Raw genomic sequence first — 24,497 nt, 5'->3', positions numbered from 1 at the left:
ACAAATGAAGGGAAAAAGTAATTTTAAAAAAATTTCCCCTGAATGGTTATTTTTGATCCGATGTACTTGACTATGACGTGAGGTCATAGTGCATAATTCTCACTATCAATTACCTGAGGTGAGAGAAATGAATATAAAAACACTGCGCTCAGATCGCATTTATCAAAAAGTTGCCCAGGCTTTGCCCGAGGACAAACTCGAATTATTCAGAAACGAAATGATGGCTCCCTTTATGAAACAATGGGAAATTCAACAAATCCCTTTTAGAGCTGAAGAAGCGAATGGGTTTGACGTGATTACGTTTAATAGCATGATGCATCGATCCCCTGATCAGATTACCCCTCAGATATCGGCAGAGATCGAGCAGATTTCGTCTGATTCCTTTTGGTTAGAGTGTGAGCATGCTGTACAGAAAAGCCTGGGTCTATTTGCAGAGCATGGAATTCACCTCCCCGTATCCGAATATTTGTTTACCCTGCAGCTAGGGAATCCGGAAAGCCGTGCTCTAACCATTAACGAAGGATATAGCGGCTTTGGGGGCATTCCGGGGTTTATCTGGGGTACGCTCTTGCCAAATGATTACACCATTCCTCGCATGAAGGTTGCGCTGGCGCACGAATGCAACCATAATGTGCGATATCAATTTATTCAGTGGGATCACACCGTTCATTTAGGCGAGCTCATTGTCAGCGAAGGATTAGCTGAAAACTATGCTGCGTTCATGTTTGGCGAAGAATGGCTCGGCCCTTGGGTAACGAAAACAAACGCAGACACCCTTAACAGGCACATTAAGCCTGTGCTTAGTGAGAAATTGCACGTAACAGGGTTTGATCAAATCGCCCCGTATCTTTACGGCGACGAGATCGCCGAACTTCAAAACTTTAAACCGGTCAATATGCCTTATAGCGCTGGTTACGCTTGCGGATATTATTTAATCCAGTATTATTTAAGAAAAACAGGAAAAACGATCTTTGAGGCAACCATAACGCCCGCCGCGCAAATACTAGATGAAGTCGAAGGATTTTGGGATGAAGAAACCATTATTAACCGTTAATGATATTGTTCAGATTACAGGCATTACTGCTCGGACCCTGCATTATTACGATAGAATTCATTTATTTAAACCGACACATCTTACGGAAAAAGGGTACCGACTATACGATCGAAGCAGTTTGGAAAAACTACAAACGATTTTGTTCTTAAAGGAATTGGATTTTTCCTTGAAAGAAATTGCCGACATTTTAAAGTTGACTAAGCAAGAACAGAAACAAATATTAAAGAAGCAAGGACAAACTTTATTATCGAAAAAGCAAAGACTGGAAACGATAATGGCGGCTCTCGAAGAATATGTGTCGGGAAATGATATTAGCCATCTGGAAATCTTCAACAGCACTTCCGCTCTGCCATTGAGAGAGCAATATGCAAATGAGGCTAGATTCATGTATGGTGAGACAGAGGCGTATCAAGCGTATAATGAAACGTTGGAAGCATGTTCACCCGCAGAAAAAGAGGAACGTTTTTCAGCCATGGAGGAAATATTCAAACAAATGGCGTCTTGTATCCATCAGGATCCTTCCTCCGAAGAAGTGCAGCGATTAATCGAAGAGTGGAAAAAAATTTTAATGCAATTCATGCCTTGTGATGCAGAGTTACTGGCTTGCATTGCCAATACTTATAAATTCGATACACGATTCACAAGCTACTTTAATCAATATAGTACTGAGGATTTAGCAGATTTTCTTTACCGTGCAATCATGTACCATATCAATCGGTAAAGACGGTACCTTGACGCAGAGGATGCTGAAACAGACAACTAAATAAGTCCACTACGAAAACCGCAGGATGCATGACATCAATGTCATATCTTGCGGTTTCATTTTTAAAATTCGCCTCTGTTACTGATATAGAGTAAGCCATCAGGGCTCTGGAGCGGATTTTTCTACTTATAATAAAGCAAGCGGGTAGCGTAAGCATTACGGTATTCCGATGGGGTCAGACCTGTTTTTTTCTTGAATGCTTTCATGAACGAATGACTGTTTGAAAATCCCAATTGGTTGGCGATTTCGGTAATCTTCCGATTCGTATCCGTTAGCAAAAACTTGGCCGCCTCCATCTTTTCCTGCATGATGTACTGCTTCAAGGAAATCCCTGCTATGGAAGAAAACAACCCCGTCAAGTATTTGGCGTTATACCCGAAATGTTTGGCGAGATGTTCAACCTTCAAATTTTCTTCCTTGTACCACTTGATATAATCCACAATGTCATTGTACAGCTGCTGCTTCTCCGGTTTGGCGGGTTGATTCTGAACGAAAAACATCTGATTGTAAATCTCACACAAGACACCTGTTGTTAAGTAATTGTTCAAGTTTGGTTCTCGGTAGCTCCTGACGGAATCCTGCAATTGCTTGAGCATGACGGTCAGTTTGTTGGGGCTGCGCAAGGTGCCGTACTCAGGAATCGCGATGACCTCAGGATCTAAGGCTTGCTTAAGTTCATCGGCAGTGATGCTTTCCGTTTCCCCGCGCGCCGAGAAATGCAGCCAGTAAAAACTGCAGTCCGACGCCTGATAGCCGTATTGATGCGAGCGAGGCGGCATCAGCAGGAATTCCCCTTCTCTCAAGGCAAATTTCTTCGCATTGCATGAAATGTACAACGTTCCGCGAGTCTGGATAAACAACTCATACTCCATTAAGATCCGGTTCATATGCTGCCACTCCGGAGACGGAGACATAAATTTCCCGGTCATCACCATCTTCACCGGGCCATCCACCCGGAAGCGAAAATAATTCATCGTCGGTCTCTCCCTTGTGATCAAACCTTTATACACTAAACGTATGAATAAGATACCAAACTTGGTGAGGTTTATCCATGATATTTTCAAGTAAATCTAAAAATCACGCTGAAGCAGATGTAAGCTTAAACTACTGACATTTTGACACAAAAACCGACCTTCTATTATTTAACGAAAAGTAAGGAAAAGGTACACTTGATGTACTCTCCACTGAAGGAGAAACTTGGTACAGAAAGGACCGATCGGGGAAATGAGATTACACGATTTTGGTTTGAATCAGGTCGTGCTGACTGGAGATTATCTTGTGAATGCCTTTACAAAAGAGGTCGCTTATTTATTAAGCTACGATCCAAATCGCCTGCTGGCCGGATTCCGGGAAGTTGCGGGACTGCCGTCCACAGCTGAGACTTACCCTGGCTGGGAAAAAACAGAGATTCGCGGCCATACCATGGGCCACTATCTGTCAGCATGCGCGCAAGCCTATGCCCAGAGCCGGAACGACAGGATCCTCGCTAATTTAGAGTATCTTGTATCCGAATTAGCCGATTGCCAGTTGCATAACGGGTATTTGTCGGCATTTCCCGAAACGCTGTTCGATAACGTGGAAAATCGGATACCGGCTTGGGTGCCATGGTACACCATGCACAAGATCATCGCCGGACTCATCGACGTTTATCAATCGACCCGAATACAAGCCGCTTATGACCTCGTCAATAAACTGGGCGATTGGGCAGCGGATCGGACTTCCCGGTGGTCCAAAGAATTGCAATCAACCGTGCTGGCTGTGGAATACGGTGGGATGAACGATTGCCTGTACACCTTGTATCAATTGACCGGAAATCCCCGCCATGCGGAAGCCGCCCATCAATTTGATGAAATCAGCCTGTTCGAGGCCATTTGGGAAGGCAAAGATATATTGAAGGGCAAGCACGCCAATACGATGATACCCAAATTTATAGGAGCCCTGAACCGATATTTAACACTGGGAGAAAGCGAAGTTTTTTATCGAGAGGCTGCCGAGAGATTCTGGGACATGGTCGTATACCACCACAGCTACATAACAGGAGGCAACAGCGAATCCGAGCATTTCGGAGAGCCTGATCTGCTCGATGCTAGACGGTCCGATATCACTTGCGAAACCTGCAATAGCTACAATATGTTGAAGCTGACACGGGAATTATTCAAACTCACCCAGGATGTGAAATACGCTGATTTTTACGAGACAACATATATCAACGCTATCCTTTCCTCCCAAAACCCGGACACAGGTATGACGATGTATTTTCAGCCGATGGCGACTGGTTATTTCAAGGTATACAGCTCCCCGTTCGAGCATTTCTGGTGCTGTACCGGCACCGGCATGGAGAGCTTCACCAAATTGAACGACAGCCTTTATTTTCACTCGGGTGAGCGGTTGTATGTCAATCAATTTATAAGCAGTACACTGGATTGGGCGGAGCAGCAGGTGAAGATCACGCAAAACTCTAACCTTCCATTTAGCGATACGGTTCAACTGACTTTTGAGCTGACCGATACCAGCAAGAAGGAACGGCGCGTGTCCGTTCGTATCCGCATTCCTTATTGGACCGCAGGCGAACCAACCATATCCCTGAACGGAGCGAACATTCAACCGGAAGTCAGAGGTGGTTATGCAATCATAGATCGGTTATGGAAAGATGGCGATTCGTTACATATCCGCATCCCGATGAAAGCCGATTACTCCAGTTTGCCTGATGCACCCAATGTGGTGGGATTTCGTTATGGTCCGGTCGTTCTCAGTGCCGGATTGGGCAAAGAAGATTGGGTTGAATCGAAAACAGGGGTTAACGTCAGTATCCCTACCCGGCGAATGCTCATAAAAGATTTCGTCATCCCGCAAGGCATGAGCGTTCAGGAATGGTTTGCAGGCTTCGACCGGCATTTCATCCAAAAAGACGGCGAGCTTTCCTTTGTGCTCCGAAATACGGATGAAGACAATCGATTGGTCTTTACCCCACACTTCAAGCAGCATAACGAGAGATACGGCATCTATTGGAGGTTCGTTGAAGCCGATTCGAACAGCCTGCACGAACACTTGGAGAAATCTCAGCAGGAACAGCTGATCAGGGAAGCCACGATCGACGGTATCCAGATTGGAAACGACCAATACGAGCTGCAGCATCAAGTCATGGGTGAACAAACCCATGCCGGAACTTGGGAAGGCCTGAATGGGAGAAGAGCGGAACCAGGCGGTTGGTTCAGCTATGAATTAAAGGTAGACCCGGAAGTAAAGAACGGTCTTTCTGTTACTTTCAGCTATGGGTCCAGACCCGGGAGCATCGAGATTTGGGTGGACGGAAAAATGCTTGCTACCGAATCGTTTCCGTTGGAAAGAAAACGGGCTTTTTATGACAAAATGTTTGAAATCCCTGCCGAAATGACCGCAGGCAAAGCAGCGGTTGAGGTAAAGTTCTCCCCAAACCAGAATTTAAATGGCATCTATGGCATGTTACGGTCTGTGAAGCTGTGACATGCTAAGTATACCTGCTAATGCCTAACATCGAATGACCTGAAAAGCCTTCCTGTCGGGAGGCTTTTCATACATATTCGTAACATATCAGCAGCATAATGAAGTTGATAATCTCATTTAACAACTTCCTCCGGCGAATAAAAAAGCCATGAAATTCAAGTCGCTTGAATTTCATGGCAGCTTATCATTTTATCTTCTAGCATTGAATCCGATAAAAGCTTTTGTGTTGAAGTCGAACACGGCGGTCAACGGCCCAAGCAGTTCGTCTTGGTCCGTGTTGTAAGTCACCGTCACAACGCTTCCATTCGCAGCTTGGACGTTTTCAAGCAATTTTTTCTGCTCGGCCGTAGTAGCTAATACGCCAACTTCTTTAGAGGAGACAATTTGAACAGGTGCCTCGTCTTGCTTTGTCGTAATATGGGAAACTTGCGCACTCACCTGCGCCCATGCCAAGTTGCGGTATTCCTGCGCTGTTTCTGGAGACATTTTCAGTTCGCCAGTAACAGGTGCTTGAGCCTGAACAACTAGGAGGAAAAGTGGGCTTTGTGGAGGAAGGCTTTGCATCATGAGTGGACCGTAGTACGCTGTTACTTTCGTTCCGGCTTTCAGGTCCTCCCAATTCAAGGACTCCCCTTGAGATGTCATGACACGCGTTTCCTTACCTGCGTTCAATACCAAATTGTCACCTAATTGAACCTGCCAGCCGTCTTCCGTGTGTTTCACGGCTTTGATAGTATCTTCTTTGACGACGCGCTCTGCGTGAACATTAACACTCACGGCCTGCGCTTGGCCCGGGAAGCTCGTCGCCATAGCTGGTCCGAATTCTGTATCGATTTGTGTGCCGGCTTTCAAATCGGCTGGGGTTAGCATTTTGCCGTCCAGGCTTTTAATAACCGTCGATTTGTCCACAGTTAATATGACCCATGTGCTGCCGAGCAGCTCGATCCGGTACTTCCCGTCTTCATTGGCCTGTACGTTTACGATTACACCGGAAGCACGCATCAGGTCAACCGCTTCGCCGAGCTCAATTTCTTTGCTCGCTTCATCGTAATTTAATGTATATCCAAGCTTGGCCGCAGCATCACGGACCGGGATATACAGTTTACCATCAATAGATACAGGCGTAAGCATGCTGTCTTGTCCATTAATAAGAACCTTTGTATCTTTTTGAAGGTAGCCTGTAACCTTTTCAACTAAAGCGTCAGCTTCGACTGCGGCCGTTGTGCCAAGTATCCCTGCCAAAGTGAATAATACCGTTAATTTAGTTCGTTTCTTGTTCATAAAAAAGCTCCTTCCGATCCTGAGATGGATGACGTCAATTGGTCAATCCTGCTATCAATCCATCAGACGGAAGTGGGTTCAAATAGGTTGCAGCCATTTTTAAAGAGAATCATCCTATGTATAAATAATGTTGTACGTCGGTTTGGTAACTCCATTTGAGTACTGTTTCATGTCCACTAACTTCAAGTTAAGACGTGGCTTTACGCTTCCGAAGAGAGGAACACCTTCACCTACAATAATTGGATTAACCTTCAGTACTAATTGATCAATGAGTTTATGTTTAATCAACGACCCCGCTAATTCCCCGCCTCCACATAGCCAAATCTTACCGTTCCCTTGTTGTTTGAGATTCTTAATAAATTCTATTGCATCACCTTGAATAAGTTCGACCTCTTCGTTTGACTCAAATTGCATGGATTTTGAAAATATGTAATGTTTAATGCCCTTATAACCCGGTTCACCTGGTTTAGCACCGAATTGAAATCCAAACTCATAGGTTTTTCCACCCATCAATACGGCATCGTATTGTTGAATATCTGTTAAAAAGTCTGGAACATGATCCCCATCAAATAAAAAGCTTGACTCATGAATATCTCCATCCATCATACCTTGATCCGCAATAAAGTTATCTAATGAAACTGCAACATGATAAATCAGTTCAGCCATTCAGTCATCCCTCCCAAAAAATATGTTCCTTATTTATTCTACTTGCCGGTTTCATTTCCTTGTTCGTTTCCGCTGTCACAATCCAGAGCCCTTCAGCGTCTTATGTGTAGTTCAAATATTGACGTATGACCATTACATTTGATGAAAGGAGCTTGAACATTGAACGTTGAAGCGATTAAAAAGGAGTCTCCCCGAGTGAGATATTGCCGATTGGCGTATTCCATCCTTGCGTTCGTATTTTTGATCTGTATCATTGTGCAAGTATATCTGGCCGGAATGGCTTTGTTCGGGGATTCGGAACTTTGGAAATATCATCGGTCGTTCGTTCCCATGTTTGGATCGATCTCGCTCATCCTGTTCATCCTCGGCATCGTCGGGAACCTCAACCGGACAATGATCTGGGGGAGTCTTGGTCTGTTCGTCCTGATCAGTCTTCAATATATTACGGCTCTCCATATTGCAGGCGCGCTGCATCCCGTTCTGGCGCTCGCCTTGTTTTGGGGGTCTCTTGCCTTGGTTCGAAGTTCTTATCCATTTCTAATGAAGCGAAAATAAATTGAAGCCACTTTACAACACTGCGGATAAGCTGATTAGCGACCGTTCTGTGCCGCAAAAAAACGTTCAATCATTAGTTTCGTTTCGCGGGGACTTCTCAACTGAATTGAATTTCCATTTTCATCAAAAGTAAAATGCCCCTTAAATGCTTCCGGCATAGCATCATATTGTTTCTCGACTTGTTGAAGTGCTTTTTCAAAACAGGGATACCCGTATTTTTTAATGAGGAGAGGCAGCCCGAAGGCAGATCTTAAAAACTCATATTCCTGGTAGTTATAGGGTGTAGTCTCCTGCCTCTTCATCAAAATCTTAAGGAAATGATCGATGACCGTGTCGATCTCTTCTTCTGTGGCATAATGCGCTAATCCATGGATGGCGAGCAGTCTCATGTCCAAATATCGTTCCTTCTTATAGGCTTTCTGAAAAAAATCCTTCAGCTTCAATTCCTTGCACCGGATTAAACCATACAAAATTTTATTGCGCAGAGCGATATTTTTCAGTTTAAAATACAGCAGCTCTATGAAATCTGCTTCATTTGCTGTTAACAACTCGTAGTCTACTTCACTTATTGCGACGATAAATTTCGGATCATTTTCACGAAAGGGGGCAGTCGTTAAGTACCTAATCGATTCCTGATGATGCTGTTGATTTAAAGACATGGCGCCATCACTCCTTTTATTAACTTTACACAGCAAAATCCCTGAGTTGATGCTTCAGTAATTGCGCGCTGCATCGAACCAGCGTTGAGCCATTTCTTCCGTGATAGGCTGGCCAATCTGGTGATCGGCCTGGCTGAGCTGCCATACTGCTTCGCCAAGGTCCTCTCTCTCAGTCGTTTCTATGCCTTTAAGGGTATTGAAGCGCACGGTGAAGGCTGTAATGACTGCCTCGGCATCGGCGAAGCTGCGGGCCTGCGATAAGCTTGCCTGTGCAACGTTGTAAGCTTCGTTAGCCACTTTGGCCAGTCGTTTAGGCCAGGACGAGAACGGGCGCCCGAACTCGGTCGACCACCACTCGGGCTTTCGCAGTTGGCTTACTGAAGCATGGCCGCTCCACGGCCGGATTTTCGCGCGGGCTTTCATTTGCTGCTTCAGACGTTTACCCGTAATCTCTTCCACGTTGTATGCGATAAATCTATCAAGCAGCGGCCACGTGTCTAACGGCGGCAAGTCTCCCAGATCCGGCATGAAACGCAGCTCCAGATTCGTTAACCGGGCCTGACGGGCCAATACGTCCATATCGCAGAAGTTCCCCCACAAACTCAGTGAATGTAGGTTCGGAAAGCGGTTCAGACACTCCAGCGAGACCGGCTGTCCCATCGGCGTATTCTGTAACGCCAGGCTCGTCACCTGATGCAGCTCACCTAGGTCAGGCATCAAGAAGGAAGTATCATTCTTGCGTCTACTTGTGTGCGGCGCTAGTGTCAGAGAAGACGGGATGTTTCCAGTGGCCGAGAGACGTGATAGATCGCCGGACACATTCAAGCGGCAAGGCGTTATCGGAAGTTTTAGGTTCAGGCACCCTCCGGACGGACCCAACTCAATGTGCAAGCCATGCAAAATGGACTGGCTGGCATCCGCCACCGTGTCTGCCGGCAGGATTGGGGCCCACGTCATTTCTTCAATGGGACGCTTCTGTGCCCAATCCAAGAAGCCCGCGTCACTGCCTGTATAGTGCAGATAACGCGGCCAAGGTGAGCCGGCTGGCGTAGCAAAAGCATCGAATACGGTCCAATCGATATGCGCGTCAGGCTCGACGTAAAGATCTGCCTTCTTCCCCAAGTACGACGGGCCAATGGAGAGGCTCCCCACCCCGGGTCGAATCACAAGCGTGTGGCTGCGAAGACCTGTCAGGTCGATGGGATAGCGGCCATCTTCTCTAATTGAACCAACGGGAAGACGAGCTTGGTTATCATTCGGCATCTCTATCATCCTTTCTCATAAACCCTAGTACTTGCATAAACGGTTTGGGGTTAGCTCTCCAAATTGTATCACTTCGATCCAAATTCCCCCAACCATTATTTATGGTACGGTTCAGCTCGAAGGATCAGTAATGCCGACCGGCAGGCAAAAAGCCGCCGCTTGTTTTTTCGACTTTAATCGGAAAGCAGCATACTTTGCCAATCATCCACATTATACTAAATTGTACATATAGCCGATAGGCCAACGTGGCGTTTTGTGCCATCCCTATTTTAGGATAACCAAAATGACTCCAGATAGTTGTTATTTCTTGGTAAACACAACTTATGATAATCTATTGGTAACAGAGTTTTCCAAAATAATGTGTCGTTCATTGTTCCGTAAAAAAGGCTCATCTCGTAACTACCTGCAACACGCCGCATATGAATTTTGACCAAAGGATTTAATGGAGGGAATAGAGAATGGATGTAAGGACACTTTTGTTACAACAATGGGCAAGCTGCTTAGATCAAGAAGACTGGTTTCCACCACTTGAAAAAGTGCTAGAGGATGTTACGTTTGAACAGGCAATTTGGAAGCCCGTTGATTCAATGAATTCCATTTGGGAATTAGTTTGTCATTTACTTTTCTATGAAAAGAGACTTCTGATGCGATTTCTTGGTGAAACAGACAATGAACCACAGGCCGAAGATAATAAATCTACATTTCGATTACCAGCTGAAACGCTTCAAAATTGGAAGGAAACAAAACAAGAATATGTTTACGTTCATCGCGAACTTGAAAAAATACTAGCAAAATCAGAAGAAGAAGATTTGTATAGACCGATCCCCGGAGAAAGATCATTGGTGCTCGAATTAAAGAGTTTAGCAATGCACGACGCTTATCATATTGGGCAAATTGTATTCTTAAGTAAAATGCAGGGAGCTTTGGCAGGTAAACGCAGCTTTTAATGAATAAAAACGGGAGCGTCCAAATCGGACGTTCCCGTTTTTATTAGCTGAACAAGTGTCCCTAGTCAGTCTTACCATTACTGCAATTTGTCGTAATGCTCATCCGTAACGGGTTCCAACCATTCCGGCTTACCTGCAGTGATGGCAATATGTTCAAACCAGCTGTCTTTTGCCGCACCATGCCAGTGTTTTACACCATCGTGGGTAACAACAACATCACCGGCTTTCAGGAACTGGGCGGCCTTTCCTTCTTCCTGGTACCAGCCTTCGCCTCCGGTTACCAATAGAATCTGATACCCATCACGATGGATATGCCAGTTATTCCGGCATCCCGGTTCAAAGGTTACGTTGCCAACGCCAACAGGAACGCCGGGATCGGTAACCAACGTCTGCAGGTAACTTTGTCCGACAAAATATTTGGCAAATCCTTCGTTCTTCTCTCCCACAGGGAAAATCACGCCGTTTTTTACTTCTTCATGTTTGGCCATTTGGGTTCCTCCATTGAACATTATTCGGATTCGTATCCTCGTTCGATAATTTGAATGTTTCGTTAAACATTGGATTTGTCTCCTTTACTATTCCGGAATGATATCATTGATGCAGCTCAAAGCATTTAACGTTCTAGGGAATCCCATATAAGGAAGACAATGCGTGATGGCGGTAATCATCGTTTCTTTGTCATTGCCGACATTTAGATTCCCTTGTACATGTGCCTTGACCTGATGATCCGCACCCCCGAGTGCGCTGATGATGCTGAGCGTCAGCAGCTCCCGTGTTTTCAAATCCAGGCCTCCACGGGTATAGAAGTCGCCAAAGCAAAAGGCGGAAAGGTAATCCTGAATATGCTTTTGATTGATCGGGGAATTCTCCCGGTTTTTGGTAATGATGTCACCGAAAATGTCCACCTGCACGGCAAGTCCCTTGTCCAACCGAGTCTCTTCTTCAACCTGTTGTTGACTCTCCAGCGGCAATGCGATGTTTCTTGCTTTGAAAACGTCGTTGACCTCCGTCACGGCATTCAGCGTTTTGGGAAAACCGACGTAAGGCGCGCATTGGTACACGGCTTCCTTAATTTCGATCGGCGTAAGTCCGACGTTCAGGGCGGCATGGACATGCGCCTTGAGCTGAGGTAAGGTTTGGTTTGTGGTTAGCACCACCAAGGTGATGAGCTCCCTCATTTTGTCATCCAGGCTGCCTTGATGAAAGACCTCCCCGAAAATAAACCGGCTCAAAATATCCTGAAAATCGGGATCCGTGGCATATGCTGCAGGCACTCCATCGCCGAATAGCTGCTTGTACGTTTCCTGGCTCTTCTCCATTCGATTCATCATGCAACCTCCTATCCATGGGACAAATTCAAACAAGCCATTATGATTAATGTACGGTAAGCGGTACAACCTTCACTGTGGCTGAACGGGCTCGCGTACTGATCATCGAGTTCAGATAAGGACTTCCCTTGTATTTCGCACGATATGCATTGTCGATGAGGTCGCCGATCTCCCCTTCAACCGGTTCAAACGCAACCTCCTTCGTCATGCCAGCAACCGTGATGCGGCCCGCCTTCTGCTGTACTGCTGCCTGGTACCAACGGGAGTTCTGCCCGTAATAGGCGCGTACATAGAGTGAGTCGCCAACCACAACAGACCAAATCCAGGTCGGGGTACCATAGGTAACGCCGTCTTCCCGGAAAGGTGAGATGTGAAGATCATCGGACTCAGCGATCCTGCTCAATTCTTCATTCGACCACGTACTCATGAATGGGATCCTCCTTTAAACTTGATATTAAGCATGCACATAAAATGAACTGCAGCAGCTTAAAATGAACATTGATTGTTTAATCAACTCGTGTTTATAATTTTATACAGAAACCCCATGCTTACAATGGTCATTTCCTCACAATGTGTGCGTTACTCAACAAATGATCCAAAATTGCCGATTATCTTAAGATGGAGGACGTTATAAAAATGACTAAAGTGGATCGAAGGGTCGTCAAATCCCAAGAAGCTATCAAGAAGGCCATTCTTGAACTGATGGCAGAAAAAAAATTTGATGACATTACCATCCGTGATATTTCCGACAGGGCCAATGTGAATCGAGGCACGGTATATCTGCACTATTTAGATAAATACGACCTGCTGGATAAAATTATCGAAGAACACATCAGTAATCTCAGCGAACTTTGCCGATCTGCATCTGAAATGAGCTTTCAAGAAGGAAATTATGTCTGGTTCGAATATTTTGCAGAGCATCATTTGTTTTTTTCAATCATGCTGAACACCAAAAGCGCGGCTCATTTCCGCAGCCGTTTCCTTGATTTAGTCGTTCAAGAGTATAAAGTTGAAGTCGATGTAACCGAAGGGAAAAATCAAGGCTTAAATCAAGAAGTTATCCTGCAATTTTTCGGGGCAGCCGTCGTGGGGGCCGTGGAATGGTGGTTCAGGAATGGAATGCCTGTTCCACCTCGTGTCATGGCAGAACAGACAGGGATCTTGCTGGATCGAAATTTTTAACCTCTGAATAACAAAACCACCTGTAGCTCATATAGAAATATATGGATTACAGGTGGTTTTCTATTAATAAGTCGAGGCGAAGTTACTGCCAATTTTGTTGTTCTTATGAACATCTTCCGTTCCGGCATCCAGCGCGGTCTTGTAATAGAAGCATTTATGTTCGATGACTTCCATCGTTTTTTTAAGTTCTTCCATCTGCGCCTCTACAGCAGCTTTCCGTTCCAGGAACATATCATATCTTTGTTTCAGAGTCGTATCCCCTTCTGAACACCAACTAATAAAATTTTTAATTTCCTTAATCGGCATCCCCGTGGTTTTCAAACATTCGATTACTTTTAAAGCCTCGATATCGGATTCTTTAAACAAACGTGTTCCGCTGGCTGTCCGTTCTACAAAGGGCAAAAGTCCCTCTTTGTCGTAGTAACGCAAGGTATATATAGTAAGGTTCAATTGCTTGGCAGCTTCGCTGATTGAAAATGTCTTCAACAGGGATCTTCCTTTCTTTGCGATATAGACCTCGAGCTAATCCTAAAGCTACGAGAACATATTAACATAAAATCAGGGCTTGACCTAGAGTTAACTCTAGGGAATAAAATTGATTTTGCAACATTTGAACAACCATGGATAGGAGGATTTCGAAATGATTACTGCTAAAGCAAGAGCTGTCGACGGTCCGGACAAACCGTTTCGAGCAGCTGAAATTAAACGGCGCGATCTGGATTCGCAGGATATTTTAATTGAAATCAAATTTGCGGGAATATGCCATTCCGACATCCATACGGCTCACGGCGAATGGGGACCTGTTAACTATCCGCTTGTGCCTGGACATGAGATTGCGGGAATTGTTACGGCTGTTGGCCCTAATGTCACAAAATACAAGGTCGGAGACCGTGTAGGGGTTGGCTGTATGGTTGATTCCTGTGGCGAATGCGAGAACTGCCGTAAAGGGGAAGAACAATACTGCCTCAAAGGAAATGTCCCGACCTACGCTGGTGTTGACAAGTACGGCGAGCCAACTCAAGGTGGTTATTCCACCCACATTGTCGTCACTGAGGATTTCGTAGTTAGAATCCCCGACAACATCGAGCTTGATGCCGCAGCGCCGTTGCTTTGCGCGGGTATTACAACCTATTCCCCGCTTAATCACTGGAAGGCCGGCCCAGGCAAAAAAGTAGCTGTAGTCGGTATGGGCGGCCTCGGGCATATGGCTGTTCAAATTGCGCATGCGATGGGTGCCGAGGTCACAGTTTTGTCCCAAACCTTAAGTAAAAAAGAAGATGGCTTGCAATTGGGTGCAGACAACTACTACGCCACTAGCGATCCGGAAACCTTTGAAAAACTCGCCGGCCGCTTTGATCTGATTATTAACACGGTGAGTGCCAGCATCAATATGGATGCTTATTTCTCACTACTAACGCTTGACGGAACTTTGGTTAACGTCGGCGCCCCTGGGGAGCCGTTGTCGCTGAATGTCATGTCCCTCATCGGACATCGGCGTTCATTTGCGGGCTCCATGATTGGAGGCATCCGCGAGACACAGGAAATGCTGGACTTCTGCGCACAGCACAGCATCGTTCCTAAGATCGAAGTGATCTCGGCCGACCAGATTGACGAAGCCTACAAACGTGTATTAGCCTCGGATGTGAAATACAGATTCGTCATCGATATTAGCACGATGTAAGCTGCGTACCAACATTTGTTCCATAAGTGATTACATGCTGAAGGTGCCTCAAAAGCAAGCTTTTGGGCACCTTCGTTTTATTCTATGCTCTTCATTCTACGTCCTTATTCCTCATCAAAATAAACGGTTTTTCCCGTTTCCGCGGATATATACACCGCCTCTAATATTTGCGATACGACCATAGCTTCCCTCGGTTTAACCAAAGGTTCGGTATCGTTCACGATACTGTCAATCCATTGCTTCGCTTCATACTCGAAATCGGTCATTGCTTCTCCGCTGAATCGTTCTCTTGCATTCGGATTCACATCGATTTTATTCAGGAACAGGCTCCCGTCCCTCTCGCCATTGATCCGCAGCTCATTTTTAGCAAAATCCGCTCCTCCCTTCGTTCCGCACAGCAGGTTGCCGCCATCTTCCGCAATGTTCAGGGCCCAGCTGGTTTCAATGATGACCGTAGCTCCATTTTTAAATTTCACATACCCGAACGCCGAATCTTCTACCTCAAATTCGTTTGGATCCCAGGATCCCCATTCGTTTGCGGCATTTTCGGTATACTTCAGTTTATGGAAGACGCTGCCGACGACACTGACCGGTTCATAGTTATCCATCAACCACAGGATCAGATCAAGGGAATGGGTTCCAATATCAATCATAGGACCACCTCCCTGCTTCTCTTTATCCAGGAACACGCCCCATGTAGGTACGCCTCTCCTCCGGGTCGCAACCGCTTTGGCAAAATAGATATCACCAAGTTCCCCATTGGTGATCATCTTTTTTAACAGCTGGCTTCTGGCGTTAGAGCGATTCTGGTACCCGACGGTTAGCTTCTTGCCTGTTCGCAAGTGGGCTTCGTACATCGCTTTGGCCTCCGCGCCTGTGACTGCCATCGGTTTTTCGCACATGACATGTTTGCCGCATTCGAGAGCATCAATAGATATGGACGCGTGAGAGCTGTTCGGTGTCAATACATGTACGACCTCAATATCCTCGATCGCAAGCAGATCTTTGTAATTTGTAAACACCTTTGCATCTGGCGTGCCGTATTTTTGCGCCGCTTCCTCGGCCCTTTCCGGCTTCAAGTCGCAGAAGGCCACCATTTGTACATGATCTAACTTGGACAAACACGGCATATGCTTCCCGCCCGCGATCATGCCGCAGCCGATGATTCCTACTTTTACAGTTCTCATCTGAATTCCCTCCCCCACGCTATTTGAACTCTACCGTCCGGTTTTCCTTATGAGCGGTGTATGCCGCCTCCAATAGCTCCGTCAATTTTGTCCCCTCTTCCAGTCCGAAGGGCATCGGCTTGTCATATAGCAATGCATCTGCCCATTGGATGATCGGAAGCGGCTGCTCTTTAGGGAGTTGGTTCGGTGAAATCCATCCGGAGAAAGGCAAATCGAGCTTCTTCGAGATGACTCTAACGGTATCATCTGAGGCCATCAAGGTGCCCTCTGTGCCGTAAATCTCAAGGGCAGAAGGAGTTTTGTACGTAACAAGGCTTGTTTCGACAAGTGCAACCGCATTGTTTACGAACTCAATAGAGCACTGCGCATTATCTTCCACTGCACGATGGGTGAAGTAATGAAACATGGAGGTGATTCTTTTGGGCTTACCGAGCAGCATACTTGCGATGTACATCGGATGACAGCCCAAATCCATCATGGCTCCGCCCCCTGTCTGCTTCTCATCATACCAGTATTCCGGCAGCCAATTGTTTAAAGCACCGTCGTGACCGTTACGAATGCGTAAAAGCGTAATGTCCCCTAATATTTGGTCGTCGATCAGCTGCTTCGCGAACAATTGGTGTGGTCTTGTAAGAGCAGGAAATGAAATGCAAAACTTGACGCCTGCTTTGCGTACCGCTGCAGAGATCCGATCGCATTCCTGGGTGGTAAGAGCCATGGCTTTTTCGGTAAAAATGTGTTTGCCGGCCTCAGCGGCTGCTACCATAACATCTGCGTGCATGCTTGTAGGGGCGTCCACGACGACACCATCGACGTCTTCCCGTTTCAGTAGAGTGTCCAAATCGGCTTCAAAATCAACTCCCAATTGGGCAGCCCATTCGCTTCCGCGTTCAGGCTGTTCGTCCCATACGGCCGTGATCTTAACGTTTCCATGATGTTGCAGCCTTCTGGCGTAATCCGCTGCATGCACATGCCATTTGCTTAACATCGCAACGTTCAACATGCTTTTCCCCTCCGTAATCGGTTAATGGTCGTCGTATGCGTTTGAGCATTCGTTAGAAAGTGAATTGGGATGGCAGTAACGCCACCCCAAAATGGTTCATGATATAGATTGAACGATCTAGAATCCTACATCATCTCTTTCCGCAGCTTTTTGAGCTACGAACTCCGCCATTTCATCCACGCCCGCGGCCTTATATTTTTCTTGAACACTATGAAGAAGATTTAGAGCTTCTTCATCTGACGAAGCAAACAGCGCTTTCTTAAATTCGTCATCGAAATTCAAGCTGCTGGTTTTACTGATAAAATCCTGGTATTTGGGCCATTCTCTTGCAAGGTAGCTGGCGCTTACTTTGTCTATGATTTTGATAGGCATTTTTGCCGAGAAGCTCTCCTCCAACTTTTGCCACTGCGTTTTTTGATCTTCGGGCGTTGGCCAAGTGACTTCATTGGAGAATGCCCCGATGAATCTTCCTGGAAGAAAATTGAGCCCTGCGTCTCTCTTCAGATCCGGGTTTTCATCGAATTGTTTTTTCACATCCGGAATCCATTGGGGTATCCCGTTTTCCATCGTATAGTGCGTTCCTTCGATACCAAAATAAGCAAGCAGTCGGCCTTCTTCGCTGTTGACATAATCAATGTACCGCAATGCCGCATCGGGATCTTTGATGTTCGCGCTCAAGAAAAGGACAGGGAAACCGGAACGGCCGGGTTTTTCAACTTGCGTTCGAATGTCTCCGTTCTTATTCTTCATCGGGCCGAGTAGTTCATATTGCATTTCCGGATTCGTCTTATACAGCGTTTTTTGTAAATCAGCTAACATCGGTTGGGCACCGAATACAGCCATCTTGCCCGTCGTAAGCTTTTCATTCGCTGTTGTACTCGTATTGCTGAAGGCTTCAAGATCAAACAATCCTTCTTTGAGCAGCTTTCTCATGTATAACAACTTGGCTTCATAATCCTTGGATTGCGTCCAGTGAATCAGTTTTCCGTCCACTTCACGGAAGTCCGAAATCGAATAATCCGACCATCCGGCAAGGAACTGCCCGTAATCCCATCCATTCCACATCGTTCCGGCCGGGATGACCGGCTTCCCGCCAATATCTTTGAAACCGCCATCTCTGATTTTGACCAATAGATCATACAGTTCATCCTGCGTATCAATATCCTCCGCTTTTACATTTAGAGCTTTCAGGATATCTCCCCTGGCAAAAAGGCCGTAATTCCAATTATGAATGCTCTCTGGGGTTCCGTCCGGGGTCTCCGTTGGAATGAGATACGTCTTGCCTTCAAAATCGGGACTATTGAGATCGAACTCGGCAAAATCCTTCGCAATCCCGGTCGTCACCAGTCTTTTAATATTCGGGTATTTATCGAGATAAGGGGTTAAATCCAGAAGCTGTCCTTCCATGGCTGCCTTCTTGATGACTTGCCCTTCTCCTCCTGTAGTAGACCAGAACGGTGCGTTAACAATATCCGGGACCGTACCGGAAGCGAAGATCGTATTCAGTTTCTCTACTTCGCTTGTCGTGATGGATTCCAGGTTTAACGTCACCCCGGTTTTTTCCCTGATTTTTTGGGCCACCGGATTATTTTTCTGGTCCTGCGGGAAACCGGCTCCGCCGCCGTTCCAAGCACTGAGGAAAGTCAAGGTTACCGGCTTTATTTCTTCAGTACCTGACTTATTCGGACCCGGGTCAACCGTGCCTGCGTCCTCTTCTTTGCCTGTTCCCGTACATGCCGTCATGGTCACTAACAGCAGTAAAGCGATTAGTGTCATCGCAAGAACACTCCTACGCCGCCTGTTCTTCCTCATCCTACAATCCCCTTCCATTGGAAGTTTATATATAAAAGGCTTAGCCTTTTATACCAACTACTCCTTAAGCGAACCTACCAATACGCCTTTGACGAAATATTTCTGAAGGAATGGATACACACAGATGATCGGGGTGGTGATAATAATGACGAAGGTCATCCTCAAGGCTTCCGGCGTTACACCCCGCAGCTCCATCTGAGACTGGGTCATGTTTTGGATCGCTGATCCGCTATTTCCCGACGACGTCATCGACTGGAAAGACGCTTCGCTGATCATCTTGTTCAGGAACGTAGCCGCAGGCTGCAGTTTTTCGTTCTGTATGAAAAACTGACCGGTAAACCAGTCATTCCACACGCCAACCCCGACAAACAAGGCAATCGTAGCAAGCACCGGCATCGAAAGAGGCAGGATGATTCTTGCGAATACCGCCAACTCACTTGCACCGTCGATTCGGGCCGATTCCGACAGACCTTCCGGGATTCCGTCGAAGAAGGTTTTCATAATAATCGCATTGAAAAAGTTATACAGAGACGGCAGTACCAACACCCAGAACGTATTCAGGATGTGTAATTCCCGGTACAGGATAAAGGTCGGAATGAGGCCTCCGCTAAACAACGTGGTGAAGAAAAAGAAGAATACAATATATTTTCTTCCGGGCAGCCCTTTCCGCGACAGGGCGTAGGCTAATAACGCCGTCAAAAATACGGAGCCAACCGTTACGATCAAGGTTCGGGAAATGGAAATATAAAACGAATTTAAGATTAAGGGATTGCTAAAAGCTTTCGCATAGTTTTCTAATGTAAACACTCTAGGAAAAAGATAGATTCCGCCCTTCATCGCGTCGTAGCCGTCATTGAAAGAAAGGGCCAGAAAATAGATAAATGGATAGAGTGCCGTAGCGCAGAATAAAAGCAGCACCGAATAGTTCAGCGTCGCATACATTTTATCTGCCGGCGTCAGCCTTCTCTCCCCCATACACACACCTCCTCAATCATCAGCGCCAGCTGTTTACCACAACGATACATCACTCACACGTTTGGATACTTTGTTGACAACCACGATGAGAAGCAGCGAGATCGCTGACTTGAATAAACCAATGGCCGTGGAATAGGCTAATTGCCCTTGCTGCAGGCCCGTTTTTAAGACATACGTGTCCAATATCTCCGAGACGCTTAATGTTGCGGGGGACTGCATCAGCCAGATTTGGTCAAAGCCCGCATTCAGTATTCCGCTGAGGGAGAATATGAGCAATATGCCGATCGTTGGCGTAAGGGATGGAAGTGTGATCTTAAACAGTTTGCTCCACCGGCCTGCCCCGTCGATTTCGGCTGCCTCATACAAGTGCGGATCGATATTCGTTAACGCGGCTAAATAAATGATCGAACCCCAGCCTACACCTTTCCAAATATCGGAAATGATGACCAATGGATAGAACAATTCTGGCCTTCCCATAAAAAAGATCGGATCCAAACCCATCTGGTACCGAATATCATTGATGAGACCTACGTTCGGAGAAAGGATTTTTTGAAGTAAAGTAACGACGACGACCCACGACACGAAGTGCGGCAGATAGGAAATCGTTTGAAAAACCCTTTTGATTTTTTTGTGCATGATTCCATTAAGCATCAAGGCCAGCACCAATGGAGCCGGAAATCCGAAAATCAGCTTAAGGGCACTAATGGACAACGTATTTCGGAGTACATCGTAAAAGCTGGAATCGTTTAAAAACTGCTCGAAATATTTAAAGCCTGCCCACGGACTCCCCAAGATCCCCAGATTGAATTTGTAATCTTTGAACGCGATCAGAATGCCGTACATCGGATAGTAGGCAAAAATCAGAAACCATAGGATCGCAGGAAGAATAAATAAGTATATATATCTAAATTGCCATATTTTAACTAATTTCCTATTCTTTTTTAGTCGTTCATATCTAGGGATAACAGCACCTTTGGGTACCATTCTCCGAACACCTCCTACCTCTTCGTCGTATCAGGCTTTATATCGCATGGATTTCACACATTCCGGTCTCACTTTTGCGTAAGGCATATCGCACGGTTTCCCCTCCTTTATTGCAAGCGGTTTCATTTGTATGATTCAAATATATTCAATATGGTGTAGGAATCATTCCATAATTTCTTCATTCGCATAAAAGTTATCTTCAAGTCAGAAAAAAGGAGATGTTCCCGTCGTCTCGCCAATCACCAATTCCGGCTCCACGAGGGTTTTAATGTATTTTCCGGGTTGGCCGTCATCACTGTTTATGACCTCAAGCAGCGTGTTTGCCGCCCGGTAGCCCATATCTCGTTCAAACTGTTTAACATGTGTGAATGTGCTGTATCCTTCGATGATGGAAGTCGGATCGTCAAAACTGATGATGGATATGTCCTCAGGCACCTTCAATCCGGCTTGACGTGCCATCTGATGGATTTTCACGCCAAGACTTCCGTTTAGCGTAATATAGGCCGTTGCCATTCGATTTTGGATATATCGGTACAGAGGATGTGCTTCAGCTTGCTCAAGACTTCCGATTTCAAAACCGGTTACGATGTGGGCCGGGTTAATGAGGGATCCCTTTTCCTTTAAGGCATTCATATATCCATCGATCCGCTCTTGAACGGTAACGGTTTGTATAGGCGAATCAGAGCATATGGCGATTTCACGATGTCCCAGATCCCATAAGTAATTGACAGCAAGGTTAGCGCCAAGCCTACCGTCTGATGCGATATAATGAGTTTCCACCCCTGGAAGGTAACGGTCGATGAGAACAAACGGAAATCCTGCAAATTTCATGCTTAATATTTCTTCATTGAATAATTCCTCGTCAACGGGGAAAATCAGCAGCCCTTCCACACCAATTTTACTGCATGTCTGGATCGCCTCTTTTTCCTTCTCAATGCTGCCCTCTGATAAATAGATCACGAAACGGTAGTCGTTTTCATTTAGTGCTTGCTGAATCCCCTGGACAAGTCTAATGGTAAAATAATCATAAATGCTGGGCATAATCAGACCGATCAGCCTCGTCTGCATTTCTACGCTGGTTTGATTGGCTTGCTGTACCGCACTTTTAGAAGATGTCGTCGGAATTTCATATTCCGGATCACTTACAAAGGACCCTTTACCGGGCACTCTTGTAATGATTCGTTCGTTAACCAAACCGGACAAGGCGTGCACGACAGTAATTTTGCTTACTCCGAAACGCTCCATAAGTTCCTTTTCCGTAGGGATACGGTCTCCAACCTTCAATACCTCGGACGTGACCAAATCACGTATATACTCTTGAACCATCTGATACAAAGGTATTCTGTCCGCTGAGTTCATCCGAATCACCACATTTCATATCAATATATTCAATATATAAAATACGAATGACGAGATCGATTTATTCCATGTCCGTTCTTTGTTGGATACACAAATAGCAGGCTCCCGATATTTCGGAAGCCTGCTGCTTCATCGATCTGCTTTTTAAGTTAAGCAAAATCGTCATCAATGAATTACTTCAATTTAGCGACGGATACGGCTACCTTCTCCAATTGCGCGTTTGAGAGGGAATGATCCTGCGAGTAGAGCGTAACAAATCGGTCATCGAGTTTAAAAGTCAGCATCGCGGTATCGCTTGGTGTATACCATTTAGCCTGCACCCCATTGGAGAGCGTGACATTTTTACCATCATATTCGAAAGCGTAGTCCCGTGGCGATACCTCTACGCTCATGTGCTTAAACGTAAACTTGACTGAATCCCCACCAGCAGCTACTTTCTGGAAACTATCGTTTTTCACCGCCTGCATTGGCGCATAAGCCGTAGTAAAGCCGTCGAATTTCGCGAATTCTTTCTTAATCGCCTGAATTTGAGAAGTCGAATAAGTAACAGCCACAAGATCGGATCCTGTATGGTTTCCTGTATTCCCATTGTTAGAAGGTGTACCAATGGTGATGACACCGGTACGGCTATTATAATCAACCGATGCCTTCAATGCCTCAGACAGGGCACGAACCGGAAGATAAGTCGAGTCGTTGTATACGATTGGAGCCAATTTGTTCCCTTTTCCATCCGTCGGTACAAACGTTTTTCCATCGATTTTGAAACTGATGTTGTGATTGAGGTAGGCGGAAATTTTCTGCAAGTTGGCACCGGCGTAGACGCCTGCCGCTCCGGAAACGGTCATACCTACGACAAGTGCAGCCATAATGGTTCCTTTTACTCGATTTTTCATAATTATTCTCTCCCTTGTTGTTTTATTGCCGAAGCAAACGCGATATCTTACTTTGGTAGAACTCAAACCTTCTTCATATCCCCGTTTATCTTGTTTAAGGCGGGGGTTCCTTATGTACCTAACTATAGAGCGACTTTATCTCCAAACTATCTCCGAATTGTATCCGACTTGTAAACATTTTGGTCGAAATCAATAGAACTTAAAAAGGCCGCCATGCGGCAGCCTCCTTGCAACTTGAATATATTCTCGGCTTATTCTAGGCTTTAAAGGGACCATCCAGATCGCTTGATCAGGTTGGTGACAAGCTCATCGTCGAAGACGATTCCGAATCCGGGGGTCGCCGGAATATGAATCTCTCCGTTTTCGATTCGATAGCCTGATACATCCATGCCTTCAATGGTAATGTCGTCATATTCCACAAATTCGAAGTTTTGCACCGCTGCTGACAAATGCCCCGACGCGTAAATACCGTAAGCATTGCCGTAACAATGAGGAGCGGATCGCAAACCATGGGCATCCAGCTTTTCGCCTAATTCCATCCAATGCGTGAAACCCGGCGAGATGATATCGTACTGCAGCACATCGACACATCCGCGAATCGCCCACTCCACGAGATGCGGTGAGGCAAGCCCTTCCCCGTCCGCGATGAGCACATTCTGCCCGCGTTGCCGGAGCCATTCCTTCAGGTCCTCGTACAAGGCTTCATCCTCATGGAACGCTTCTTCCAGCCAATACAGGTTCACATCCGTCAAAGCCGCCAATACCTCTTTGGTTAAGTTCAAATTATATGCATTATTTGCATCGATCATTATTTTGCCTGTGGGACCCGCCACTTCTGCAATCCCGCGTACGATCGCAATATCCCGTTTCGTCCCTTCCCAAAGCGGCATATGGCGTCCGCCTCGGCCAACCTTAATCTTAAAATGACGCTGGCCCTTCGCAAAGCCTTGTATCGCTTCTTCTTGCATCAATACGACGGCTGCCTTCTCATCGGAAAGATGCAAATCATCGAAGTATAGAGAGGTGTCATAACATGGGACAACGAATGGGACTCCCCTTTCCAAGTTAGCACCCGATACCAAGTCATATACTGGTTTGCCTTGTCTCTGTCCTAACCAATCTAACACCGGATATTCCAATGGCAAGCGATACGCTTCGCGCAGTCTGCCCTTGTCATCAAATAAGTCAAGCAAGCTGCGGCCTATGATGCCTTCGGCCCACTCCGGCGTCATATGGATCGAGCTGCCGTAACCCGTTTGTCCATCGATCGTAATTCTGGCGATATCGACTGTACAGCTTTTGCCATGAATGCCGATTCTGCCATTGGCCCCGGCGCTTCTGGCACGTTCCCCCCTTAACTTGGCGAATTCGATTTTTTCCACAACCCAATCCGATTGTATCCCCGTAATATTCATAGGATCC

24 protein-coding genes are annotated in these 24,497 nt (G+C 46.0%); 7 read left to right on the top strand and 17 right to left on the bottom strand.

The genetic code is table 11. The annotated features are described in order from the left end of the window. Positions 1-127 precede the first annotated feature (127 nt). Positions 128-1,054, top strand: coding sequence for a DUF2268 domain-containing putative Zn-dependent protease (locus ABID47_RS06565; protein WP_354495358.1), 927 nt, complete (start codon positions 128-130; stop codon positions 1,052-1,054). After that, positions 1,029-1,775 (top strand): MerR family transcriptional regulator, encoded by a 747-nt coding sequence (locus ABID47_RS06560; protein WP_354495357.1) that lies wholly within the window; start codon positions 1,029-1,031, stop codon positions 1,773-1,775. The genes ABID47_RS06565 and ABID47_RS06560 overlap by 26 nt, the downstream gene beginning before the upstream one ends. 164 nt (positions 1,776-1,939) lie before the next feature. On the opposite strand, the gene ABID47_RS06555 is transcribed toward ABID47_RS06560, so the two are convergent. Then, positions 1,940-2,791: an AraC family transcriptional regulator gene (locus ABID47_RS06555; RefSeq protein WP_354495356.1), complete on the bottom strand. Its 852-nt coding sequence runs from the start codon at positions 2,789-2,791 to the stop codon at positions 1,940-1,942. Between the two features lie 223 nt (positions 2,792-3,014). Here ABID47_RS06555 and ABID47_RS06550 point away from each other — a divergent pair, with 223 nt between their 5' ends. Then, on the top strand, positions 3,015-5,300 hold the full coding sequence (locus ABID47_RS06550) for a glycoside hydrolase family 127 protein (protein WP_354495355.1): 2,286 nt from the start codon (positions 3,015-3,017) through the stop codon (positions 5,298-5,300). A 189-nt stretch (positions 5,301-5,489) separates the two neighbouring features. On the opposite strand, the gene ABID47_RS06545 is transcribed toward ABID47_RS06550, so the two are convergent. After that, the gene (locus ABID47_RS06545) at positions 5,490-6,581 is read right to left on the bottom strand and encodes a hypothetical protein (protein WP_354495354.1); all 1,092 of its coding nucleotides are present in this window, start codon (positions 6,579-6,581) and stop codon (positions 5,490-5,492) included. Between the two features lie 114 nt (positions 6,582-6,695). Next, on the bottom strand, positions 6,696-7,247 hold the full coding sequence (locus ABID47_RS06540) for a dihydrofolate reductase family protein (protein WP_354495353.1): 552 nt from the start codon (positions 7,245-7,247) through the stop codon (positions 6,696-6,698). Positions 7,248-7,442: 195 nt separating this feature from the next. Here ABID47_RS06540 and ABID47_RS06535 point away from each other — a divergent pair, with 195 nt between their 5' ends. Further along, positions 7,443-7,802 carry a DUF6220 domain-containing protein gene (locus ABID47_RS06535; RefSeq protein ID WP_354495352.1) on the top strand — a complete coding sequence of 120 codons (360 nt, stop codon included), beginning with the start codon at positions 7,443-7,445 and terminating at the stop codon, positions 7,800-7,802. A gap of 35 nt (positions 7,803-7,837) precedes the next feature. On the opposite strand, the gene ABID47_RS06530 is transcribed toward ABID47_RS06535, so the two are convergent. Then, complete coding sequence (locus ABID47_RS06530) at positions 7,838-8,461, bottom strand: hypothetical protein (RefSeq protein WP_354495351.1); 624 nt, start codon at positions 8,459-8,461, stop codon at positions 7,838-7,840. A 54-nt stretch (positions 8,462-8,515) separates the two neighbouring features. Then, the gene (locus ABID47_RS06525; protein ID WP_354495350.1) at positions 8,516-9,724 is read right to left on the bottom strand and encodes a hypothetical protein; all 1,209 of its coding nucleotides are present in this window, start codon (positions 9,722-9,724) and stop codon (positions 8,516-8,518) included. Positions 9,725-10,182: 458 nt separating this feature from the next. Here ABID47_RS06525 and ABID47_RS06520 point away from each other — a divergent pair, with 458 nt between their 5' ends. After that, positions 10,183-10,671, top strand: a complete 489-nt coding sequence (locus tag ABID47_RS06520; RefSeq protein ID WP_116230220.1) for a DinB family protein — start codon at positions 10,183-10,185, stop codon at positions 10,669-10,671. A gap of 77 nt (positions 10,672-10,748) precedes the next feature. Here the strand turns inward: ABID47_RS06520 and ABID47_RS06515 are convergent, their stop codons facing one another. The 3 genes from ABID47_RS06515 to ABID47_RS06505 all read right to left on the bottom strand — a co-directional run bounded on the left by ABID47_RS06515 (position 10,749) and on the right by ABID47_RS06505 (position 12,426). Then, the gene (locus ABID47_RS06515) at positions 10,749-11,159 is read right to left on the bottom strand and encodes a cupin domain-containing protein (protein WP_354495349.1); all 411 of its coding nucleotides are present in this window, start codon (positions 11,157-11,159) and stop codon (positions 10,749-10,751) included. An 87-nt stretch (positions 11,160-11,246) separates the two neighbouring features. After that, positions 11,247-12,002: a carboxymuconolactone decarboxylase family protein gene (locus tag ABID47_RS06510; protein WP_354495348.1), complete on the bottom strand. Its 756-nt coding sequence runs from the start codon at positions 12,000-12,002 to the stop codon at positions 11,247-11,249. Positions 12,003-12,045: 43 nt separating this feature from the next. Next, a complete protein-coding gene (locus tag ABID47_RS06505) occupies positions 12,046-12,426 on the bottom strand; it encodes a DUF2255 family protein (RefSeq protein WP_354495347.1) in 381 nt (126 codons plus the stop codon). 209 nt (positions 12,427-12,635) lie between these two features. Here ABID47_RS06505 and ABID47_RS06500 point away from each other — a divergent pair, with 209 nt between their 5' ends. Continuing rightward, complete coding sequence (locus ABID47_RS06500; protein ID WP_354495346.1) at positions 12,636-13,181, top strand: TetR/AcrR family transcriptional regulator; 546 nt, start codon at positions 12,636-12,638, stop codon at positions 13,179-13,181. A 63-nt stretch (positions 13,182-13,244) separates the two neighbouring features. Here ABID47_RS06500 and ABID47_RS06495 read toward each other — a convergent pair whose 3' ends face one another. Next, on the bottom strand, positions 13,245-13,667 hold the full coding sequence (locus ABID47_RS06495; RefSeq protein WP_116230215.1) for a MerR family transcriptional regulator: 423 nt from the start codon (positions 13,665-13,667) through the stop codon (positions 13,245-13,247). 154 nt (positions 13,668-13,821) lie between these two features. On the opposite strand from ABID47_RS06495, the gene ABID47_RS06490 reads away from it, so the two are divergent. Further along, the gene (locus ABID47_RS06490) at positions 13,822-14,862 is read left to right on the top strand and encodes an NAD(P)-dependent alcohol dehydrogenase (protein WP_145163650.1); all 1,041 of its coding nucleotides are present in this window, start codon (positions 13,822-13,824) and stop codon (positions 14,860-14,862) included. Between the two features lie 104 nt (positions 14,863-14,966). On the opposite strand, the gene ABID47_RS06485 is transcribed toward ABID47_RS06490, so the two are convergent. The 8 genes from ABID47_RS06485 to ABID47_RS06450 all read right to left on the bottom strand — a co-directional run bounded on the left by ABID47_RS06485 (position 14,967) and on the right by ABID47_RS06450 (position 24,490). Continuing rightward, on the bottom strand, positions 14,967-16,049 hold the full coding sequence (locus ABID47_RS06485) for a Gfo/Idh/MocA family protein (RefSeq protein ID WP_354495345.1): 1,083 nt from the start codon (positions 16,047-16,049) through the stop codon (positions 14,967-14,969). Between the two features lie 19 nt (positions 16,050-16,068). Beyond that, positions 16,069-17,052 carry a Gfo/Idh/MocA family protein gene (locus ABID47_RS06480; protein ID WP_354495344.1) on the bottom strand — a complete coding sequence of 328 codons (984 nt, stop codon included), beginning with the start codon at positions 17,050-17,052 and terminating at the stop codon, positions 16,069-16,071. 117 nt (positions 17,053-17,169) lie between these two features. Continuing rightward, positions 17,170-18,828 (bottom strand): extracellular solute-binding protein, encoded by a 1,659-nt coding sequence (locus tag ABID47_RS06475; protein ID WP_076164830.1) that lies wholly within the window; start codon positions 18,826-18,828, stop codon positions 17,170-17,172. A gap of 93 nt (positions 18,829-18,921) precedes the next feature. Then, positions 18,922-19,839 carry a carbohydrate ABC transporter permease gene (locus ABID47_RS06470; RefSeq protein ID WP_076164828.1) on the bottom strand — a complete coding sequence of 306 codons (918 nt, stop codon included), beginning with the start codon at positions 19,837-19,839 and terminating at the stop codon, positions 18,922-18,924. A 33-nt stretch (positions 19,840-19,872) separates the two neighbouring features. Further along, a complete protein-coding gene (locus tag ABID47_RS06465) occupies positions 19,873-20,631 on the bottom strand; it encodes an ABC transporter permease (RefSeq protein WP_354495343.1) in 759 nt (252 codons plus the stop codon). Positions 20,632-21,027: 396 nt separating this feature from the next. Beyond that, the gene (locus ABID47_RS06460) at positions 21,028-22,182 is read right to left on the bottom strand and encodes a GntR family transcriptional regulator (protein WP_354495342.1); all 1,155 of its coding nucleotides are present in this window, start codon (positions 22,180-22,182) and stop codon (positions 21,028-21,030) included. Between the two features lie 173 nt (positions 22,183-22,355). Next, positions 22,356-23,075 (bottom strand): stalk domain-containing protein, encoded by a 720-nt coding sequence (locus ABID47_RS06455; RefSeq protein ID WP_354495341.1) that lies wholly within the window; start codon positions 23,073-23,075, stop codon positions 22,356-22,358. A gap of 263 nt (positions 23,076-23,338) precedes the next feature. Beyond that, on the bottom strand, positions 23,339-24,490 hold the full coding sequence (locus ABID47_RS06450; RefSeq protein ID WP_354495340.1) for an enolase C-terminal domain-like protein: 1,152 nt from the start codon (positions 24,488-24,490) through the stop codon (positions 23,339-23,341). Positions 24,491-24,497: the final 7 nt, after the last annotated feature.

It is taken from the genome of Paenibacillus favisporus (genome assembly GCF_040545415.1).
GTDB lineage: Bacteria > Bacillota > Bacilli > Paenibacillales > Paenibacillaceae > Paenibacillus_AQ > Paenibacillus_AQ favisporus.
This window is presented reverse-complemented; position numbering and strand designations above follow the sequence as displayed.

What these genes read in the sequence shown, in the direction of transcription:
- ABID47_RS06565 (WP_354495358.1), top strand. Translation starts at nt 128, where the DNA reads ATGAATATAAAAACACTGCGCTCAGATCGCATTTATCAAAAAGTTGCC.
- ABID47_RS06560 (WP_354495357.1), top strand. Translation starts at nt 1,029, where the DNA reads ATGAAGAAACCATTATTAACCGTTAATGATATTGTTCAGATTACAGGC.
- ABID47_RS06555 (WP_354495356.1), bottom strand. Translation starts at nt 2,791, where the DNA reads ATGAATTATTTTCGCTTCCGGGTGGATGGCCCGGTGAAGATGGTGATG.
- ABID47_RS06545 (WP_354495354.1), bottom strand. Translation starts at nt 6,581, where the DNA reads ATGAACAAGAAACGAACTAAATTAACGGTATTATTCACTTTGGCAGGG.
- ABID47_RS06540 (WP_354495353.1), bottom strand. Translation starts at nt 7,247, where the DNA reads ATGGCTGAACTGATTTATCATGTTGCAGTTTCATTAGATAACTTTATT.
- ABID47_RS06530 (WP_354495351.1), bottom strand. Translation starts at nt 8,461, where the DNA reads ATGTCTTTAAATCAACAGCATCATCAGGAATCGATTAGGTACTTAACG.
- ABID47_RS06525 (WP_354495350.1), bottom strand. Translation starts at nt 9,724, where the DNA reads ATGCCGAATGATAACCAAGCTCGTCTTCCCGTTGGTTCAATTAGAGAA.
- ABID47_RS06520 (WP_116230220.1), top strand. Translation starts at nt 10,183, where the DNA reads ATGGATGTAAGGACACTTTTGTTACAACAATGGGCAAGCTGCTTAGAT.
- ABID47_RS06515 (WP_354495349.1), bottom strand. Translation starts at nt 11,159, where the DNA reads ATGGCCAAACATGAAGAAGTAAAAAACGGCGTGATTTTCCCTGTGGGA.
- ABID47_RS06510 (WP_354495348.1), bottom strand. Translation starts at nt 12,002, where the DNA reads ATGATGAATCGAATGGAGAAGAGCCAGGAAACGTACAAGCAGCTATTC.
- ABID47_RS06505 (WP_354495347.1), bottom strand. Translation starts at nt 12,426, where the DNA reads ATGAGTACGTGGTCGAATGAAGAATTGAGCAGGATCGCTGAGTCCGAT.
- ABID47_RS06500 (WP_354495346.1), top strand. Translation starts at nt 12,636, where the DNA reads ATGACTAAAGTGGATCGAAGGGTCGTCAAATCCCAAGAAGCTATCAAG.
- ABID47_RS06490 (WP_145163650.1), top strand. Translation starts at nt 13,822, where the DNA reads ATGATTACTGCTAAAGCAAGAGCTGTCGACGGTCCGGACAAACCGTTT.
- ABID47_RS06485 (WP_354495345.1), bottom strand. Translation starts at nt 16,049, where the DNA reads ATGAGAACTGTAAAAGTAGGAATCATCGGCTGCGGCATGATCGCGGGC.
- ABID47_RS06480 (WP_354495344.1), bottom strand. Translation starts at nt 17,052, where the DNA reads ATGTTGAACGTTGCGATGTTAAGCAAATGGCATGTGCATGCAGCGGAT.
- ABID47_RS06475 (WP_076164830.1), bottom strand. Translation starts at nt 18,828, where the DNA reads ATGACACTAATCGCTTTACTGCTGTTAGTGACCATGACGGCATGTACG.
- ABID47_RS06470 (WP_076164828.1), bottom strand. Translation starts at nt 19,839, where the DNA reads ATGGGGGAGAGAAGGCTGACGCCGGCAGATAAAATGTATGCGACGCTG.
- ABID47_RS06460 (WP_354495342.1), bottom strand. Translation starts at nt 22,182, where the DNA reads ATGAACTCAGCGGACAGAATACCTTTGTATCAGATGGTTCAAGAGTAT.
- ABID47_RS06455 (WP_354495341.1), bottom strand. Translation starts at nt 23,075, where the DNA reads ATGAAAAATCGAGTAAAAGGAACCATTATGGCTGCACTTGTCGTAGGT.
- ABID47_RS06450 (WP_354495340.1), bottom strand. Translation starts at nt 24,490, where the DNA reads ATGAATATTACGGGGATACAATCGGATTGGGTTGTGGAAAAAATCGAA.